The sequence below is a fragment of the Marseilla massiliensis genome, from assembly GCF_023336985.1.
In the GTDB taxonomy this organism is placed as follows: Bacteria; Bacteroidota; Bacteroidia; order Bacteroidales; family Bacteroidaceae; genus Prevotella; species Prevotella intestinigallinarum.
Genome location: NZ_JAMBLP010000002.1, coordinates 48,420 through 68,758, shown reverse-complemented (window position 1 = coordinate 68,758; position 20,339 = coordinate 48,420). Strand labels below are relative to the sequence as shown.

9 protein-coding genes are annotated in these 20,339 nt (G+C 62.5%); 1 reads left to right on the top strand and 8 read right to left on the bottom strand.

Annotated features, from left to right (window positions below):
* Positions 1-205 precede the first annotated feature (205 nt).
* Both M3089_RS01680 and M3089_RS01675 read right to left on the bottom strand, forming a co-directional pair.
* The gene (locus tag M3089_RS01680) at positions 206-2,638 is read right to left on the bottom strand and encodes a glycoside hydrolase family 2 protein (RefSeq protein WP_249081403.1); all 2,433 of its coding nucleotides are present in this window, start codon (positions 2,636-2,638) and stop codon (positions 206-208) included.
* Positions 2,639-2,790: 152 nt separating this feature from the next.
* Positions 2,791-5,790, bottom strand: coding sequence for a glycoside hydrolase family 2 TIM barrel-domain containing protein (locus M3089_RS01675; protein WP_249081402.1), 3,000 nt, complete (start codon positions 5,788-5,790; stop codon positions 2,791-2,793).
* Between the two features lie 238 nt (positions 5,791-6,028).
* Between M3089_RS01675 and M3089_RS01670 the strand changes: the two genes are divergently transcribed.
* Positions 6,029-9,598, top strand: a complete 3,570-nt coding sequence (locus tag M3089_RS01670; RefSeq protein ID WP_249081400.1) for a hybrid sensor histidine kinase/response regulator transcription factor — start codon at positions 6,029-6,031, stop codon at positions 9,596-9,598.
* Positions 9,599-9,736: 138 nt separating this feature from the next.
* On the opposite strand, the gene eno is transcribed toward M3089_RS01670, so the two are convergent.
* The 6 genes from eno to M3089_RS01640 all read right to left on the bottom strand — a co-directional run bounded on the left by eno (position 9,737) and on the right by M3089_RS01640 (position 20,183).
* Entirely contained in the window at positions 9,737-11,044 is a 1,308-nt protein-coding gene (gene eno, locus M3089_RS01665; protein WP_205107112.1) for a phosphopyruvate hydratase, read from the bottom strand.
* A gap of 498 nt (positions 11,045-11,542) precedes the next feature.
* Complete coding sequence (locus tag M3089_RS01660; protein ID WP_249081398.1) at positions 11,543-14,347, bottom strand: outer membrane beta-barrel protein; 2,805 nt, start codon at positions 14,345-14,347, stop codon at positions 11,543-11,545.
* 62 nt (positions 14,348-14,409) lie between these two features.
* Entirely contained in the window at positions 14,410-17,220 is a 2,811-nt protein-coding gene (locus M3089_RS01655) for an outer membrane beta-barrel protein (protein ID WP_249081396.1), read from the bottom strand.
* A 124-nt stretch (positions 17,221-17,344) separates the two neighbouring features.
* Positions 17,345-17,968 carry a hypothetical protein gene (locus M3089_RS01650; protein WP_249081394.1) on the bottom strand — a complete coding sequence of 208 codons (624 nt, stop codon included), beginning with the start codon at positions 17,966-17,968 and terminating at the stop codon, positions 17,345-17,347.
* Positions 17,969-17,989: 21 nt separating this feature from the next.
* Positions 17,990-19,822 carry a M56 family metallopeptidase gene (locus M3089_RS01645; protein WP_249081392.1) on the bottom strand — a complete coding sequence of 611 codons (1,833 nt, stop codon included), beginning with the start codon at positions 19,820-19,822 and terminating at the stop codon, positions 17,990-17,992.
* 1 nt (position 19,823) lies between these two features.
* On the bottom strand, positions 19,824-20,183 hold the full coding sequence (locus tag M3089_RS01640) for a BlaI/MecI/CopY family transcriptional regulator (RefSeq protein WP_205111573.1): 360 nt from the start codon (positions 20,181-20,183) through the stop codon (positions 19,824-19,826).
* Positions 20,184-20,339 lie beyond the last annotated feature (156 nt).

The window sequence follows — 20,339 nt, the reverse complement described above, 5'->3', positions numbered from 1 at the left end:
CTGTTGTAAAATAAATTCACGCCGATGGCCATGCCGTATTTGGCCTGCTTCTGTTGCTGTTCTCACCTTTAATGCTTGGCCGGCTGTTGCTGTTTTGGCGCTGGGCCACGGCTTGTTGCGGTTGTCCCGATATGGCAGGCGGGCCGCCCGGCATGCCAATCGGAATGCCGCGGCGGCCCGCCTTGTGGCCTTGCGTGGTGTGGTGTCAGCGTTTTGCCACGCTGATTTGCGTGTCGACGGCCTTCAGCCCTTTGGCCTTGGCCCTCACGCTGATGCTCCCTTCCGTGGCCTTTGAGCGCACAATGAGTTGCGCGCGGCCCTGGTAGGTGGTGCGGCTGTCGGCCTGCCACGGCTCGTTGCTCAGCATGTCGGCGTTGGCCACGCCCGCGTTGGTGCCGCATCCCTTCACGTCGAAGCTAATCTTGACGTCGTTCACCGGGCACACATTGCCGTCTTTGTCAACCACCGTATAGTCTATGTAGGCCAGGTCGAGGCCGTCGGCGCATAGCGTGTCGGTGCTGGCGCTCACCACGAGGCGTGCCGGTTTGCCGGCGGTGCGTATCACGTCGTCGGCCACCTTGGCCCCGTTCCTGTAGCCTATGGCCTTTAGCTCGCCCTCGGCGTATGCCACCCGCCATGTCAGCTCGGGCGGGGTGCCTGCTGCCGGCAGCCGTTTGCGGCCCAGCGAGCGGCCGTTGAGCGTCAGCTCCGTCTCGTCGCAGTTGCTCATCACCTGCACCGTGAGCGTGTCGCCCGGGCGGTAGTTCCAGTGCTCCTCGAGCTTAGTCCACGTCATCTTCAGGTCGTTCCATACCAGCGAGCTTTGTTCCGAGGTCGGGCGCGTCACTATCTTGACCATAGGTTCGGGCCAGTAGAAGCTGCGCACGCTCTGCCCCAGCGGCTTCACGCGGTTGGTGAAATCGATCAGTCCGCGCGTCCAGCCCTTCAACGGCCAGCCGAACGACTCGCCAATGTAGTCGGTGCCGCCCCAGTAGAAGTGGCCTATTGGGTACGAGTGGTCGTAGTTGAAGTAGTCGTATCCAAGGTCGCCCACGGCCAGTTCGCCCGCCATGAACATCATCTGCGGGTATTTCTTGTGGTCTTCGTCCCAGAAGTTCTCAAGGTAATTGGTGCTCACGATGTCCGAATAGTACTCAAACTGGTGGGGATCCGACGCGAGGAAGGCTTTCACATCCTTCTTCTTGCGCGTGTCTCCGTATCGGTTGGGATACTGGCTGTACGTTATCTTGCGCGAGGGGTCAATCTTTCGCGTGTGGTACACGAGCATCTTGAGCATGTTGACGCCCCCGTTGCGTGTCTTGTCGGCCTGTATTTGCTGGTACACCTCGTTGCCCACGCTCCACAGGAACACCGAGGGGTGGTTGCGGTCGCGCTCCATCTGCGTGCGTATGTCGCGCAGGTGCAGGTCGCCCATCTTTGCTTTCGGCCCGTAATAGCTCTCTTCCCACTTGTCAAAGAACTCATCCACCACAAGCACTCCGTGGCGGTCGGCCCAGTCGAGCACGTATTTCGGGTAGGCGTTGTGCGACAGCCGTATGCCGTTGCAGCCCATGTCGCGCGTGACGGCCTCGAGACGGCGGTCCCATGCGGCGCTGAACGATGCCGTGCCGAGCGGCCCCAGGTCGGTGTGCAGGCATACGCCGTTTATGTAGACGCGCTTGCCGTTGACCAGCAGGCCCTGTTCGGGCGTGAACTCTATGTCGCGTATGCCGAAAGAAGTCTCGTAAACATCAGATGGTTGGGAGCTGTGGGAGGGCTGGGAGTTTTGGGAGAACTGTGGATAGCGGCCCTCGACATACACCCGGCTTACGGCTTTGTAGAGCACGCCGCGGCCCACCTCCCACAGCTGAGGGGCCCCGACGCTGAGCTCCTGGCGGAAGGTGAACGTCTCGCCGGCGGCAAACGGGGCCACGGCCTCGCGCGAGGCCACCACCCGTCCCTGCGGGTCGACAATGTCGGTGACCAGCCGGCACAGCACCGAGTCGCGCCGGCGGTTGAGCACCGAGGTCTCTATGGCCACGAGGGCGCGGTCGGCCGATATCTTTGAGGTGGTGATGTAGGTACCGTAGCGGGCCACGTGAACAGGGTCGACCACGTGGAGCCACACGTCGCGGTTGATGCCCTCGCCGTTGTACCAGCGCGAACTGCTCCTGAAGGTGTTGTCGTACGACACGGCCACCACGTTGTCGCCGTCGCGCAGCATGTCGGTTATGTCATACTCGAAGTCGAGGTATCCGTTGGGGTTACGGCCGCCGCAGTCCACCCCGTTGACGTAGACGCGGGCGTCGCGGTATACGCCTTCAAACTCTATGATGACGCGCTTGCCCTGCCAAGCCTTGTCGTAGGCAATGTGGCGGCGGTACCATCCGCGCCCGAGCGGCAGGAAGCCGACGCGCGACGATGCCCCGTCGCCCTTCTTCTGGAACTCGTGGTGCACGGCGGCATCGTGCGGCAGGTCTACCGTCTGCCACTTCGCGTCGTTGTATTCCGGGGTCTGCGCCCCCTCGATGGCCTCGCGGATGAACTTCCATCCGAGGTTGATGTTGATTTTCTCGCGCGCCTGCGCCGCCACTACGGCGGCCAGCGCAATCAGCAGTGATAGTGTCTTTCTTTTCATATTCATTAATTATTCCAATGTCTTATAAGCCCCCTCCCCATGGGGGAGGGTTGGGGAGGGGCTACTATTGTCCTCTAACTCCAAAGCGGAACGAAGCGGAGCGATAACTTGTTACAACTCCTTTGACTCCTTAAAAAATCCTTTTCTCACCTTCATCTACCATAATTCTCCATATAAGGACGCTCGGCGTTGGCGGCTTCCAGGGTTCCGAAAACATTGCGGAGCAGCCGTTCCGTTCCGAAGCCGAGCACCATTCGGCCAACCATTCGGCCTGCCTTGCCTGCCCGCAACGCTCTTTGCGGCGCCACAAACTTGGCCCCGTAGCCCGCCACGGCAAGGTTTTGGGTGAGCACTATGCACCCGTCAATGTTCTCAAGGCCGGCGTTTCCGCCGCCTACGGCCACCGCGATGGGCATCGGGCCGCCTGTCACGGCAGCGAGATCCACGCCTCCGCGATTGCCCTCAAAGCGTATGTCGCACTTGTTAAGATGCCACAGTGCGCGGTCGTTGAACGCTGTCTTGCCCGGCGTATGGCTGTAAGGGCCTTGCCCGAGCCAGTGGAACGTGTCGTAAGAGGAGGGCAGCGAGAGCGTGATGCCGTACTCGAGCAGGCTGCCTTCGGCACTGTCGGAGGGGCAAACGGCGTAGTCTATGCTCACAGCTCCGCCTTCCGTCAGGCAGATGCTCACTGTTCCGTCTATATACTGGGCGCTTCCGGGCTTGCGCTCCCAGCGGCACTCCACGTCATAGCCGCCCCCGCTGCGTTTCACCCCGAGCACTTTGGGGTTGAGTATGTATGGCTGCCAGCCGTATGGCTTGCCTCCGGTGAGACACTCAAGGGTAATCGACGGCTTCCGGCCCACGCGGAGCAGCAGCGGCGAGTCGAGCAGAGTGGCGCGCCCCTTGGTCACGGTGAGCCGCCCGTCGGCGGTTGCCTTCACCTTTACCTTCTGCCCGTCGGCCTGCACCAGCAGCCCGGCGTAGTCGGCGCGGGCGTCGGGCAGGCCCACTGTAACAGCCTTGTGGTAGCACAGCGAACCGTCGGGGCGGCGCACTTCGAGCCTTAGCGTCATGTCGGCGAAGGGCACGTTGGCCGGCACATCGGCCGCGATGGCCACGCTCTCGGTCTCGCCCGCCTCGGCCGACAGTGGCTCGCTGCCTTGTCCGACGATGCTGTCGAGGCTGCAGAGCTGCCAGCACAGGGTGTAGCCGCGGGCGGAAATGAAGTCGAAGCGGTTGTCAACGGCTATGGCGAACGTGTTGCGCCCAGCCTCGGCACTTACGCTGTCGGTCGTCACCACGAGCGGAGAGTAGACCTGCGACAGCAGGAAATAGTCTTCTTGCGGGTAGCCGTCGCCGAATACAACGCCGTCGGCGCCCTCCTTGTTGCGTTCGTTCACGCCCTTTGGTATGTCGTTGAGGCCGTATGTGTCGATGAACCTTAGTGAGTCTACGCGCACGCTCTTCAGCGTCTGCGAGCGCTGGTTGTCGTTATGGGTGAGCACGGCCTGGTCGGCAAAGCACCACACCGAGCCGCCCGCAATCTTCTCTTCGCGGCGGTAGCGGGCGTATTTGGCCTCGAGATCGCTGAAGGCCAGGCCGAGCGAATGGGCGTACTCGGTGTTGATGATGGGCATCGTGGCCTTGCTCACAGCGTTGTTGAGCCGCGTGTCGTTGAGGTAATGGCCCATCAGCAGGTTGGCGTTTGGCGACGGCTTGGCCACGAAACTGCCAAACGCGCCCACCGACTGCGGGCAGCCGCGCGGCCTCGTGGGGTCTTCGCTGCGCACGTATGCCAGCACGGAGTCGCCCGCGCTGTTGAACTTGTTCTCGTTGCCAACGCTCCACATTATCACCGCCGGGCTGTTGCAGTCGCGCAGAATGGCCGACTGGGCGCGCCCCGTCAGCTCCCGCAGGTACGTGGTGTCATTCAGGTATTCGCCTCCCCGCGAGCCGAAAGGCACCTCGTCGCACACGTAGAAGCCCATCTCGTCGCACAGGTCGGTGAAAGTGGGGTCGAACGGATAGTGGGCCGTGCGAATGAAGTTGATGTTGGCCTGCTTCATCATTGCCAGTTGTGCGCGGCGGGTAGCGTAGCTCATGGCGCTGCCTTCCAGCGCGTCAGACTCGCAGAGGCACGCTCCGCGCAGGAAGATGGGGCGGTTGTTCAGCAGCAACCGGGTGCCGTCCACGCGCACTTCCCTTATGCCCACGCGCCTGTTTACGCTCTGCAGCGTGTTGCCGCGGGCGTCTTTCAGCTTTATGTTCAGGCGGTAGAGCGTCGGGGTCTCGGCCGTCCACAGCCTCGGCGCGGCCAGGTGTGCCCGCAGCGAGGCCGTGGCGCCGCTTACGGTAGAGCGCATGTTGGCCACGTGGCGGTAGGCCTCGTCTGTCAGCGAGGCTTCCACGCGCAGCCCGTCGGCCGACCCTTCGGAGCATCCCGCCACCACCTTGACCGTGATGTTGGCCGAATTGTCGGGCCCTACGTTGGAAACGAAGCGCACATCGCGCAGGAATCCGCGCGGCGACACGCTGAACAGCTCGACGCTGCACGTGATGCCGCAAAACGACCAGGCGTCGAACGTGTCGAACTTCCATGCCCTTGAGCGCGTGTTCACCACTATGCAGAGCTTGTTTTCGCCATCGCTGAGCCACCGGGTGATGTCCGTCTGGCACATCGTGAAGCTTGAACCCCACTCCCCCGCCTCGTGTCCGTTGACATAAATGCGGCATCCTTGGGCCACACCGTCGAGCCTGAGCACCACCCGTCGGCCCCGCCACTCGGGTCGGTAGGCAAACGAGCGGCGGTAGACGCCGATCCACTCGCCGAGCCGGGTGCCGTATTCCGGGGCCTTGAATCCCTGTGTCTCCCACGTGCCGGGAACGGCAATGCCCGCCCATCTGCTGTCGTCGAACCCGGGCGCGAGCCACTCTGGGGGCACTTCAAGCCCCTTGGCGAGTTTAAACCGCCACGTCCCGTCGAGGCTCGTCACCTCCATCCGCTCCCTCACGGGGTATATTGGCTCATGCGAAAAGCGCGTCTCTTCGCCGGCGCCGAGCGCGGGCAGGGCGCTCATTGCCGCGGCGCAGGCAGCCAGTAAGATGCCTACTGCGCAGTTGATAAGTTTTTTTGTGTCGTTGAATATTGTCATATAGCAGTTTGTTTGTTTTCATATTGTTTCCCGCCCGCCGTTTTCCGGCAACACCGCCCCGGCGTCCCGCCTAAGCCTTACGGGCTGGATTTCGGCGCCGTTTCTGCCGCCATGCGCAACGGCCTGATTGCCAGCGTGTTGCAAAACGGCCTGTTTGGGCTTCCCGAACGTGCCGTTTCGTCATGCAAAACGGCACGTTCGACTGTGTAAAACGGCCTTTTTGGGGTTGACGTAATGAATGGCGCCCGTCGGCGGGGGCATGGCCCTCGTTGGCGCCGACGGCTCCATCGGCATCTACGACGGCCGGCTGAGGCTTTCCAGGCGGCTGAGGGCCGACGGCGTGGGCGACCGCGGCGCCGGGCGGCTCACCCACTGCTGCGAGTGGCGCGGGCAGTTGCTGCTGTTCACAGCGGGCGGCACGCTGGCCGTAGACATGGCCACCGGGCGGCAGTACCGCCCCGACAGCCTTCAGATAGCCGGCGCCGTGGCCTGCCCGGGCAGCTCGCCCGGCTGGCAGGCAGTGGCCAACGGCTCGGGCGACGTGCTCACTCTGCGCTCCGACGGGCTGGCCTCGCGCTTCAACCTGCTGCCCGGAGGGCTCAACCCTTCGCAGGGAGGTGTGAAGATAAGGGTGGCTGCGGCAGGCAAGGCCCTGTACATTGCCACCAACGGCAACGGCCTTTTCTGCCTTGACCCCGCCCGGGGCGCCATGCCTTCGCGGGTGGAGGAGCCCGTCGGCACCGACGCCCTGTCGGACATGTTGCTCTGTATCATGGCCACAGGCGACGGCACCCTGTTGGTGGGCGACGAGGCGGCGGGCGTCACGTGCGTCATTCCCGGCCGGCAGACACAGGCCCGCTACATCTTGCCCGAGCCGGGCGGCATGGGCAGTCTGGCCAACACCGTGAGGCAGATTGCCACGCGGGGCGACGGGAAAATGTTTGTCAGCACCAAGGACAACTCCATATACGACTACAATCCGGCCACGGGCGGGCTTCTGCCCACAGGCCGCCTGAGGGCCTGCGCCTACGCTTTCTTTACCGACAGGCACGGCCATACATACCTTGGGACGCGCGGCGACGGCCTTTATGTGGACGGTCTGCGCTATGCAACCGACGAGACCGCGCGCCATATTCCGTCAAACGACATTTACGACGTGGCGCAAGACGGCCGAGACCGCATCTATGTGGCCACATGGGACGGCGGGCTGCTCGTGGCCGACAACCCCGGGCAGCGCCCCATCAGGTTCAGGGCCATGCTCAACCGTACGCGCGACGAGAGGCGCGTGCGCCGCGTGTGCATCGACGGCAGCGGCCGGGCGTGGGTGGCCACGTGCAACGGTCTCTACACCGCCGACACAAGGCAGGGGCGCATAGACAATGCCTCGTTCACGCGTCTGGCCGCTGCCGACGGGTCGCTGCCGGCCACCAACATCATCTGCCTCACCGTGGCAAGGGATGGCAACGTATATGCCGGCGGGCTCGGGTGTGGCCTGATAAAGGTCATTCCGGGCAAGGGCGGGGCCCGGCCGGAGTATGAGCAGATAACGATGGCGCAGGGGCTTGTCAACGACAACGTGCGCTCGGTGGTGGAAGACCGTTACGGCTACATCTGGGCGGGCACCGAAGAGGGCGTCTCGAGGGTCAACCCGAGCAACAACACTGCCACAAGCTACCGCTTCGGAACCACCTTGGAGGGCAACATCTGCTCTGAGGGCGCGGCGGTGGCGGCACCCGACGGCACGCTGCTCTTCGGCACTTTCGGCGGCATGCTGGCCGTGAGCCCCGTTAACCCTGAGCGCGACATGACAAGGGCGCGGCCCCCGCTGATAACCAATATAATGGTCAACGGGCTCGAACCGTGGCAGGACACCGCGCTGGCTGCCATGGCCTACGGGGCCGGAATGTCGGGGAGCATAGAGCTGGGGCACGACCAAGGCAACATCACGCTGTGCTTCTCGAACATGGACTACGCCAACGCCGAGTCGTCGTTCTTCATGTACAGGCTCGAAGGCGAAGACCGCCAGTGGCACACTGCCAACGGAAGGGCGGTGGCACGGTATGCCAACCTGAGGCCGGGAACATACACGTTCCGCGTAAGGGCCATGACCGCCGACACGCGGTGGAGCCCCGACACCACGCTCGCCATAACCATACTGCATCCGTGGTGGCTCAGGTGGTGGGCCTGGGTGGTGTATGCCGTAGTGCTGGTGGCACTGTCGGCCTGGCTCTACTTGTTGTGGCTGCGTGGCTTCAGGCTGCGCCAGCAGGTGCTGACGGAGCGGCGCATGGGCGAGTTCAGGCTGAACCTGTTCACCCAGATAGCCCACGAGTTCCGCACGCCGCTGGCCCTCATACAGGGCGCGGCCGACAGGCTGGCACGCAACGACGGCCGCCCGCCGTCGCGCTCGGCGCTGCAGACGGTGCGCCGGGGCACCTCGCGGCTGCTCCGGCAGGTAAACATGCTCATGGAGTTCAGGCGCATTAGCACGGGCAACGCGCGCCTGCAACTGGTCTGGGGCGACATAGTGGGCTTCGTCAGGGGCATATACATGGACTTCTTCAGCGCGGCCCGGCAGAAAGAGGTGGCTTTCACCATGGTGCCCTTTGGGCGTGACTACACCATGGCCTTCGACCGGCGGATGGTCGAGACAATGGTCTACAACCTGCTGAGCAACGCCATCAAGTATGTGCCGAGGCGCGGCTCGGTGACGCTGCGCCTGCGGCTCGACGGCCGCAAGGTGCTCATCAGCGTGGAAGACAGCGGCCCCGGATTGTCGGAAGAGCAGCAGAAGAGCCTGTTCAGCCCCTTCATGCATGGCTATGTAGGCAGCGGCGGCATGGGCATAGGGCTGTACACGGCGCGGCAGATGGCCTTGTTGCACAAGGGCGACCTTACCTACGGCAGGGCTGCGGGCCTGACGGTGTTCACCGTGGAGCTGCCTGCCGACGAGTCGGTGTATGCCGCCGGCGACTACGGGGCAGAGCCTCCGGCCGACGAAACCGGCACTCCCGGCGCTGGCGGCGACGTGCGCGAGCTGCTGCCCGAGCCGCTCAACGATGTGACGGTGGCCATAGTGGAAGACGACCCCGACATGATGGAGCAGCTGCGCACCGAGATTGGCGCTTACTTCCGCACGGAGTGCTATCCCGACGGCGAGAGCGCGGCCGATGGCCTGGCCGCTTCGGGTGTGGCGCTGGTGGTTTGCGACGTGATGCTGCCGGGCATCGACGGCTACGAACTGGTTCGCCGCCTGCGCCACAACGCCGCCACGGCGTCGGTGCCGGTGATAATGCTCACCGCGCTCGACGACGATGAGCACGCCTTGCGCGGCTACAAGGCTGGCGCAGACGACTATATGGGCAAGCCCTGCAACTTTGCCCTGCTGGCCGTCAAGGCCGCCCGGCTCATGGCCTGGCGGTCGCAGGGCAGGGCCGAGGCTGCCGGAGGGCGGCCCGAGGGGCAGGGCGGCGTGGTGACGGCACGGGCCGACAGGGTGTTCATGGACAGCGTGCGGCGTGTGGTTGAGGCCCGCCTGGGCGAGCCGGGCTTCGGCGTCGACCAGCTGGCCGATGCCATGTGCATGGGCCGGACAAAACTTTACGGCAGGATGAAAGAGCTGTTTGGCACCACGCCAAACCGCTACATACTCGACGTGAGGCTCGAGGTGGCGGCGCGGCTGCTGTCGGAGGGCAGGCTCACCGCGAGCGAGGCAGGCTATAAGGTGGGCATGGACAACAGGTCGTATTTCTTCAAGTGCTTCAAGGAAAAGTATGGCGTGCCCCCGGGGAAGTATGCCAGGGGCTGACCGTAGGCACCCGTGGGCGGCGCGGGCGGGGCAGGCCGCCATATCCAAAACGGCGGAGATGGCTCCCGGGGGGAGCGTCTCCGCCGTTCATCCTTTGAGGAAAAGGTAAAATAAACATTCTGTAAGCGAGGCCCGCGCTTACCTCAGCTTCTTGTAGCCGTAGGCTGCCGTGGCTCCGAGTTCCTCCTCGATGCGCAGCAGCTGGTTGTACTTGGCCATGCGGTCTGTGCGGCTCATCGAGCCCGTCTTTATCTGGCCGGAGTTGGTGGCCACGGCAATGTCGGCTATGGTCGTGTCTTCGGTCTCGCCCGAGCGGTGGCTGGTCACTGTGGTGTAGCCGTGGCGGTGGGCCATCTCGATGGCGTCGAGCGTCTCGGTGAGCGAGCCTATCTGGTTGACCTTGATGAGAATGGCGTTGCCTGCGCCCATCTTGATGCCCTTGGCAAGGAAGTCTACGTTGGTCACGAAGAGGTCGTCGCCCACCAGCTGGCAGCGGTCGCCGATGGCGGCAGTGAGCTTCACCCAGTTGTCCCAGTCGTTCTCGTCGAGTCCGTCCTCTATGGAGTCGATGGGATACTTGGTTATCAGCTCCTCAAGATACTTTATCTGCTCGTCGGCCGTGAGCTTGCGCCCGTTGGGGTCTTTCTTCTTTCCGTCCTTCAGCTGGCGGTAGTCATAGAACCACTGGCCGTTTTCCTGCACTGCAAACTCGCTGGCTGCGCAGTCCATGGCTATGGTAACGTCCTTGCCCGGCTCGTAGCCTGCGTCGCGGATGGCCTGGCAGATGCTGTCGAGGGCGTCCTCGATGCCGTTCAGTGCGGGGGCAAATCCACCCTCGTCGCCCACGGCCGTCGAGAGCCCGCGGCCCTTAAGCAGCTTTGCCAGGGCATGGAACACCTCGGCGCCCATGCGTATGGCTTCGCGCTCTGAGGGCGCTCCGACGGGGCGTATCATGAATTCCTGGAAGGCGATGGGGGCGTCTGAGTGCGCTCCGCCGTTGATGATGTTCATCATCGGCACGGGCAGCACGTAGGTGTTGGCGCCACCTATGTAGCGGTAGAGAGGTATCTGCAGGTAGTTGGCGGCTGCGTGGGCCACGGCCAGCGACACGCCAAGGATGGCGTTGGCGCCAAGGTTCGACTTGGTCTTGGTGCCGTCAAGCTCCAGCATCTTGTGGTCAATGGCGCGCTGCTCAAGCACCGACATGCCCACAAGGGCGGGGGCTATCACCTTGTTGACGTTCTCGACTGCCTTGAGCACGCCCTTGCCGCCATAGCGCTGCTTGTCGCCGTCGCGCAGTTCGAGCGCCTCGTTCTCGCCTGTCGAGGCTCCCGACGGTACCGATGCGCGGCCGGTGAAGCCCGACTCGAGCGTCACTTCTACCTCAACCGTTGGATTTCCTCTTGAATCCAGAATCTCTCTTGCGTGGATTTTCTCGATGATCATAATCTTATATGTTTTAATTTGTCGTTTAATTGAATAAATGGTCTCTTGCTGAAACGACTACAAAGATAGTGCCAAAAAGCGTGGCGGCAAAAAAACGGGCATCATAATAAATAGGTATTTTGGCCGTGGGCAGCGGCTGTGGCGCGCCCGGCGGAGGCCTGTGCGGGCTGTTGGCTCTGGCTTCGGGGCACGCTCTGTGATGCCCGGCGCAGGGGCATGGAGGCGGGAAAACGGTTGCGGTGTTCTAAAACGGGTCATTCGGTGTTGCAAAACGGGCCGTTTTGCACCTTAAAACGTGCCGTTTTGCACCTTGAAACGGGCCGTTTTGCAGGCATACCAATTATTGGTGACTTGCGACGGCTGTGCTCCCCGTGCAGCCCCGCGCCCACGATGCCGGGGCAGTCTGGTGCAGGCCTGCCCCGGAAACGGTTGGTGCGACATTGTGTCATACTGTCACCCGGCCCTGACTTTGAGTCACGCCGTTGGCTGGCGGAGGCTTCAGTGCTTTGCCTTGCGGGCAAACTTGTAGGCCAGCGACAGCATGAGGTAGCGTGGGATGCTGTTGTATCGCGTCTCGGTGCGGCCCTGGGCGTTCACGGAGTAGTCTTTGTTAGACAGTTGGTGAAGCAGGTCGAAGGCCGTTAGCTTGGCCACGAGGCTGCCCTTGAAGAACGACTTCGAGAGCTGGGCGTTCCACACCGGGTCGTCGGTGTTCATCTCGGCGCTGCCGTATCCGCGGCGGCAGAACACGTTGAAGTCGGTCGACAGGTCGATGTCGACCACGGGGATGGTGTATGTCAGGCTTGCCCCGTACTGATAGTCGAACGCGTCGATGGGCTTGAAACCGGCGCGGTCGCTGCGGCTGTGGTGCGAGGCATACTTGCCGGCAAGGCCCGCCGTGAGCTTGCCCAGGGTGTAGGTGAGGCTCATGTCGAGGCCCGTGCGCACGGTGTTGACCCGGCTCAGGTCGTCGGACGGCGTGTCGTAGGCCACGGCGAAGTCTACGCTGTGCACGTATCTGGTGGCGGCGCCTACGGCATAGCGCAGCCGCCGCTTGCTGTCGAGGGCGCCGTTGACCCCGAGCTTCACGGCCGTCTGCCAGTTGCCGTCAACGTTGTCGTCGGTATAGGTGTATGCCCCGGTCTGCGTGTCGTAGGTGGTGCGCACGCCCCATGCCCCGTGGGTGAAGGTGGCGTCGGCCCCCACGTACCACGTTAGCCGCGCCGAGTCGCAGCGCAGCGTGGTCTGCCACGACAGCCTGTGGTCGGTGCGGGCCTTCAGGTCGGGGTTGCTCACTATGTGGGCGAGCGGGTTGGTGGTGTCGTCGCCGGGCATGAGCGCCGTAAACTCGGGCTGCGCCACCTGCATCTGGTATGACAGCTCGTGGCGCTGGCGGCCCTTGTTGTAGCGGTATTCAAGCCATGGGCTGAACTCGGTGTAGGAGCGCGTGGCCACGGTGTCTACCGAGTAGTCGTTGTAATGCAGCCTCTCGCGGCTGCGCTTCACGGGCAGGGAGAGGAAGAACTCCATGTTGTCGGTGCTCTTCTGTATTGATATCTCTCCAGAGTATGAGCGCGTCAGCGAGTTGCCCCAGTCGCTGTTGTCCCAGTCGAAGGCCATCAGGAGCGAGTCGCGGGTCGAGGGCAGCAGGCCTGTCGCGTCGGTCCAGCCATCGCCGAGGCGGTCGAGGCGGTAGCGGCTCGTGGATGCCGAGTGCCAGTATTGCCCGTAAGTGAAGTTGGGCTCCACGTACCAGCCCTTGGGCAGGGCAAACATATAGCCCAGTTGTATAGAGTAGCTGTAGCTCTCGTCGGCGGCATCGGTGTAGTAGTTGCGGCGGTCGGCAGGCAGCGAGGCGGCATACTGCGTGCCGCTGAGGCCGAACAGCTCGTCGGGAGTGCGCTTCTGCCACATGTATTGTGCGTCTATTGAGAGTATGTCGCCCCACGGCAGCGGTTGCGACCACATGGTGATGCCGTTCAGCGACAGCGACCGCGAGCGGCCCAGACCGTCGCTCCACGAGCGGTTGAGCAGCGTGTCGCGCATCGTAGAGTCGCGCCCCCACGCCGTGTTTCGGCTGTTGGTGTAATGCAATGCGTTTCGGCTCTGTATGTGGAGCTTGCGCAAGCGCAGGAAGTCGCTTACGGAAGTGTTGAAATCCTTGGCGCGGCTGAACGACGAGCTGCCGCCGAATATGTTGCCGGCGGCGGCGAAGGTCTCGGTGGCGTTGTGCCGTTCGTTGTCGGCGTCGCTCCATGTCACGGTGGCATCGAGGTCGTTCATCACGCGCTTCTCCTCCGTCTCGGTCTGCAGGCTCAGCCCCGCCTGCTTGGTGGCGAGCAGCCCGCGCTCCATCTTGGCGGGCGACCAGTCGCCCCGGCTGCCGGGCCGCCGGTCTTCGTTCACGTTGTTGGCGTTGCCGAATACGGCCACCCTGCGGCGGTCGTCGAAGTATAGCCCGAAGGCGCGGGCGGCCCAGCGGTTGTCGGTTCCGGCCCCCGCCTCGGCGTTGGCAATGTAGCTCCGGGCGTACTCACGCTTCAGGTTGACATCCATCACGAAGTCTTTGGGTTCTATGTCGCGCCCGAGCATCTCGCTGCGCTCGGTGCTCTTGTCGTACATCTTGATTTCCTTCACGGTGAAGTAAGGCAGGTTTTCGAGCATCACCTTGTTCTTGCCGCGGAAGAATTCCTTGCCGTTGAGCAGCAGGTAGTCTACCTTCTTGCCGTTCACATATATCGTTCCGTTGTCCTTGAGCTCTACCCCGGGCATCTGGCGGATGAGCGCGTCGAGCATCGAACCGTCGGGCAGGTTGAACGCCGAGGCGTCGTAGACGATGGTATCGCCGCGGTATGCTATCTGCACGCGCGTGCCGCTGACCACCACTTCGTCGAGCCCCACATTTCTATATATGTCGTTTTGGGCGCGCTTTATGTGTATGGTGGGCACCAGGTATTCGGCCTTGCGGCCGCGGGGCTGCATGTCGTAGGGCACGAAAGCCGTCTCGTAACCCTCGGCCTCTACCTTCAGCACGTAGCGGGCAGGGCGTCGCGGCACCGTGAAACCGAAGCTCGCGAATGTCCGCCACAGGTCGCACGTGTCTGTGTCGACGGTGGCCGAGTCGGCGTTCAGCAGCGTCACCACGGCCTTTACGCGTGTGCGGGTGAACGAGTCGTAGACTTCGCCGCCGAGAAACACCGTGCGCTCCTTCTTTGCGGGCCGCCCGGCGCCATTCGCCATGGCTGGCATTGCTGCGGCAAGCAGCATTGTCAATATGATTGTTAAATAAATTTTGGTATTCATGTTAATACAACGTGAAATTCATTTAAATATTATAATCATACTGGCAATTGTCTTTCCGTATGTTAATTTTTATCGTTTTGTTTCGCTTTCCTTGTGAATTTATATGCCAATGAGAACATTAAGTAGCGCGGAATGCAGTTGTATCGCGTCTCTGTGCGGCCCTGTGCGTTGATGGAGTAGCTCTTGGTTGACAGCTGGTGTAGCAGGTCGTAGGCCGTGAGCTTGGCCACGAGACTGCCCTTGAAGAACGACTTCGAGAGCTGGGCGTTCCACACCGGGTCGTCGGTGTTCATCTCGGCGCTGCCGTATCCGCGGCGGCTGAACACGTTGAAGTCGGTCGACAGGTCGAGGTTGAGCACGGGGATGGTGTACTTCAGGTTTGCTCCGTACCGGTAGTCGTAGGCGTTTATGGCCTCGAAGCCTTGCCGGTCGCTGCGGCTGTTGCGCGCCGTGAGCTTGCCCGCGAGGCCCGCCGTGAGCTTTCCCAGCGTGTAAGTGAGGTTCAGGTTGAGATTGGTGCGCATTGTCTCGACCGTGCTGAGCACGTCGTCCGAGGTGTCGTAGGCCACGTCGAAGTCAACGCTGTGAATGTATTTCACGCTCGCGTCGAAGACATAGCGCAGCCGCCGCTTCTTGTCGAACGTGCCGTTGAGCCCTCCATTGAGTTCGAAGTCCCAGTTGCCGTCCACGTTGTCGTCTATGTAAGTGTATGCGCCGGTCTGCGAGTTGTATGTGGTGCGCGTGCCGAAGTCGTTGCGCACGATGTAGGCCTGGGCCCCGGCGTACCACGTAAGGTCTATGGAGTCGCAGCGGAACGTGGCCTTTCCGCCCAGCCAGTGGCGCGTGATGGCCTTCAGGTCGGGGTTGTTGATGCGCAGGGCCAGCGGGTCGGTGGTGTCGTCGGAGGGCATGAGCGACTGGAACTCGGGCTGGGTGACGCGCATGCGGTAGTTCAGTTCAAACTTGTTTTTGCCCTTGCTGAACTCCATATGTGCATAAGGCTCGAAGTCGGTGTATGAGCGTGAGGCCACGGTGTCGAGCCCGCCGCTTCGGTAGTGCATTCCCTCGCGCCTGAAATATAACGGCAGCCGCACGTAGACATAGCTCTTGGCCATGGGGTGCATGATTTCCAGATGCGTGCCATACGACCGCGTGAGCACGTTGGTATAGGCGCTGTTGTCGGCGTCGAGGGCCAGCAGCAGCGAGTCGCGCGTGGACGGCAGCAGGCCAAGTTCGTCGTAGCGGTCGCTGGCAAGGCGGTCGAGGCGGTAGTGGGCGTTGTCGTTGATTTCGCGGTCCTGGCGGTAGGCCACGCCCGGGCGCACCGCCCAGTGGTCGGGCAGGGCGAAGTCGTAGTTCAGGCTGAAGCCGTAAGAGTAGTTGTCGGAGCGCGTGTCGGCGTAGTTGTTGCGTCGGTCGGTGGCCCCGTCGGCGGCATACTGCGTGCCAGTAAGGCTGAAGCTCTCGGCGGGGCGGCGCCTGCTGTACGAGTAGTCAGCAAAGAGCACGAGATAGTCGCCCCACGGCAGCGGCTGCGACCAGCCCGTATAGCCGTTGAAATAGAGCCTGCGCGAGCGGCCGAGGCCTTCGCTCCACGAGCGGTTGGTGAGCGTGTCGCGCAGCGTTGAGTCGCGTCCCCACGAGGTGTTGCTGCTGTTTGTGTAGTCGAGGTAGGCGTAGCTGTAGATGTGGAGCTTGGGCAGCGTAAAGTAGTTGTTGATGTTCAGGTTGAAGTCCTTGTTGCGGTTGAAGGCCGAACTGCCGCGCACGATGTTGCCGTCTGAGGCGAATGTCTCAACAGAGTTGTGGCGCTCGTTGTCAGAGTCGTTCCATCTTACCAGGGCGTCGAAGTTGTCCTTGATGCGCTTGTCCTTGTCTTCGGTCTGCAGGCTGAGCCCCGCTTGCTTGGTGGCGAGCAGCCCGCGCTGCATCTTGGCGGGCGACCAGTCGCCGTCGCTGCCGGGTTGCCGGTTCTCGTTGACGTTGTTGGCGTTGCCGAAGACGGCCACGCGCGTATGGTCGTCGAAGTAGAGTCCGAAGGCGCGGGCGGCCCATCGGTTGTCTGTTCCGGCGCCCGCCTCGGCGTTGGCAATGTAGCTCCGGGCGTACTCCCGCTTCAGGTTGACGTCCATCACGAAGTCCTTGGGCTCGACCTCGCGGCCCAGTGCCTCGCTCTTCTCGGTGCTCTTGTCATACACCTTGACGTTTTTCACGGTGAAATAAGGCAGGTTTTCCAGCATCACCTTGTTCTTTCCCTTGAAGAAGTCCTTGCCGTTGAGCAGCAGGTAGTCAACCTTCTTGCCGTTGACGTATATGTCGCCGTTGTCCTTGAGCTCCACCCCCGGCATCTGGCGGATGAGCCCGTCGAGCATCGAACCCTCGGGGAGGTTGAACGCCGAGGCGTCGTAGACGATGGTGTCGCCGCGGTATGCTATCTGCACGCGCGTGCCGCGGACCACCACCTCGTTGAGCCCCACGTCCTTGTATATGTCGTCGCGACCGCGCTTCATGAGCAGCCGTGGTATGGTGTAATAGCCCTTGCGCCCCCGCGGCTTCAGGTCGAAGGTGTCGGCCAGGGTCTTGTAGCCCTCGGCCTCGGCGCGGATGAAGTAGCGCATGGGGCGCTTCGGCACGCGGAAGCCGAAGCTTGAGCTTGTCCGCCAGATGTAGCATGTGTCTGTCTTGGCCAGGGCGGAATCTTCGCTCGTGATGGTTACCACGGCCTTAATGCGCGCCTTGGTGAACGAGTCGTAGACTTCGCCGCCGACATATACTGAATCTGCCTTGGCTTTCTTGCCGCCGGCGGCCTGCGCGGCCGATGGCATTGCGGCCGCAAGTGCGGCGACCAGGATGATGTTGAGCAGTCTGTTCATATTCCGTTAGCATTTTTATGGTTGACAATCTCCGCCTGCCGGAGCCCCAAGGCTGTTGCCGGGGCCCGGTGAGGGGGCGTGCATGGTTGTGGAGGATTGCGCGTTGCGGCCGTCGGTCTGGGCGTCAGTAGATGATGCGTCCGCGCTTAAGCGGAGTTTGCCTGTACGTCTTGTCCACGTCTTTGCGCAGATTTTTCACGCTGAGGCCGCGCTCGCTCATGGCCTCTCCGTTGAAATTGCGCCGCTCGGGGCTGCTCGGCATGAAGAAATCTACGGTCTCCACGTTGTCCGGCAGCGGCGGGAAGACGAGCACAAAGCGCACGAAGTTGCCGTCGATAGCATCAATCCAGAAGAAGGTATCGGTGGGGAAATACTCTAGGCGGCGCAGCATGTACTGGTCGCCGGTGTCGCTGTCGATGATGGTGCAGCCCGAGTTGAAGTAGTAGAACTTGCGGTCGTTATGCGCGTATGTGGCAGTTACGTAGGTGGCGTCCTTCGTCCGGTAAAGCTGGTAGTAGGCCAAGTGGAACAGCCTGAGGCCGGCCGGTCTGGTCACCGAGTAGGGATAGCTGTATCGGGCGAAAGTCTTTGCGTCGTCGATGTCATAGTTTTCGGCCTGCGGCTGTGTCAGCTTCGGTTCGATGTTGTCGGGCCTTGGGTCGTATGCGGCCTGCCGTGAGGCGGCGCAGGCACACATCAAGGCGGCAGTGGCGGCCGCGAGGGCCATTCGTGTCAGTAGATTTGTCATTTCAGTGGGTTTGTTAAAGTGTCATCTTATTATCTTTGCCGGCCGGCGGATCACGTCGTCCAGTCGGACCGGCGTTACCGACCTCTCGTCTTTCTTGCGCACGGCAATGGTCTCCACATGCTTGTCGAGAGGCGGGAAAATGAGCGTAAACTTCACTATCGAGCCCTTCCGCCCCGTGATATATCCCTCGAGTTGCGTCTTGCCATAGCCCTTGATGCCGCGGCACATATAACGGTCGCCCGTCTTGCGGTCTTCGATGTAGCGCGTCACGCCGTCGAGGCGGAAGAGCTGTCGGTCTCTGTCTACGTACTTGAGCATCACGAGGTGGGTCTCGTCGGGATAGGTCTCAATCCAGTATTTGTGGTGCATGCGGCGGTATTCACTCAGTGTGAGCGGCACGATTTCTGTGTCGTCGAGCTCGCGCACAGGCTTGCCCGGTGCCGCTTGTGGCTTGTCGGCCGGCTTGGCCGGGCCGTCGCCGCCGACAGGTGAGAAGCCGGCGCAGGTGTAGCCCGTAGGCCCGCCCCGCTTGATGTGCACGTTGAAGGTCTGGGCGTTGCCCTGCCCGCCGCTGCGGCGCGTGGGCTTGGCAGCGGCGTTTTTGTTGAACCTGAGCAGGAAACTGCCGTCGAGGTAGATTTCGCCTATGCGTATGGTGTCGGCGTGGATGCTGCCTTCAGCCCTGCGCAGGTATGTGCCGCTGCCTATCTTGCTCATGCCCAGACCTTGCGCTATGCTGTCTACCACATGGATGGCGCGGTCGGTAGAGAAGTCTTCGGTAGGGGCGGGCTCGGCCACCGGTTCCGGTTGAGGCTCGTCGACGGCCGGTGTGCCGGGCTCGGCGGCCTCGGCGGGCGGTTGCGCTGTGGCCCCGGCCACGGCCTCGTTGAGCGCCTTGGGCGACAAGAGCGGCGCCTCGGCCTCTTCGGTGGCCAGTCGTTGCCCGATGTCGGCCACTATTGTGGGCCGGGCAAAGGCCGCCACGGCCATGCCGACGATGGGCAGCAGGTAGGCCGCCTTGAGCGCCGCGGCCTTGGCCGATGGCTTGCGGCACATCATGTAGAGCCGCTTCTTGATGGGGCTGTGGTTGAAGGCGTTGGCTGCCGGGCTTGCGCTGCTGCCGGCGGCTGCGGCTATGAGCAGTCGCAGGTAGCTGTCGCTGTCAATGCCGCTGGCCAGCACGTGGCTGTCGGCCTGGTATTCGTGTACGTCTCTGAGGTCTTTGCGCAGCAGCCATGCCGACGGCAGGAACCACAGCATGCGAGCCGTGAACTCACAGAGCAGCATGTCCCACGAGTGGCCCAGGCGCACGTGCGACAGCTCGTGGGTGAGCACCGAGCGCAGCTGCCGGCCTTCGAGCCCCTCGGGCAGTATCACCCAGCGCATCCAGCTGCAGGCCACGGTGATGCGGCCCGACACCAGCACGGACGCGCTCCGGGGCGCCGCGGCGGTGCGTATGCGCCTGCTGCGCGCCATGAGCATCCATAGCGAGGCCAGCGAGCGCATGTAGGCCAGCCAGCCCACGGCCACGCCGGCGGCGTAGGCCATGGCCAGCAGTCGGGGCCACAGTGCCAGCCGCGGTGGCTGCGTGGTTGTGGCGGCTGTGGTTGCGGGCTCGTCGTAGGCCTGCTCGATGATGAAAGTCTCGGCACTGGCCGTGGCCTCGGCTATTGGGCTGGGCCTCGAAGTCTCGATGTGGCACAGCGGCAGTGCAGCCGAGGCGACGAGGATGAAAATTAGCACGGCGCGGTTGAGCGCGTGGAACGTCTCGCGGCGCATGAAGAGACCGTAGAGCGAGTGGAACAGCGTGAGTGCCACCGCCCACTTGATGATGTAGATTATAGCTGCTGCCATGTCATTTCTCGCGTTTCAGTTTGTCGACAAAGTCTATCAGTTCCTTCTCGCTCACCTTCTCCTCCTTGACAAGCGCCGACACCACGTTCATGTAGGAGTTGCCGAAATAGCGGCTTACAAACGACTCAAACTTGCGTCGTCCGTAGTTCTCTTTCTTCACGGCGGGTATGTAGAGGTAGCCCCTGCCGTGGGGGCGGTGGGTGAGGTAGCCTTTCTTCTCGAGCAGTTGGATTATCGTCGACACCGTGTTGATGTGCGGGCGGGGCTCGGGCATCATGGCGAGCACGTCTTTGGGCGTGCAGCTTCCTATCTGCCATATCATCTCCATGATGCTCTCTTCTTTTGCAGTCAGTCTCTCCATTGCCTTTGGTTTTTAAGTCGTATTGGTTTGTTTCTTGTCTGTTGTTAGTGGCGTCCAGGCTGCGCTGTGGCCTTTGGGTGGCCGTGCGGATATGCCGGCCGGGGCGGATTGCCATGCGGTGCAGCTGCCTCGTGGCATGCAAACCTGTGGCCTGAA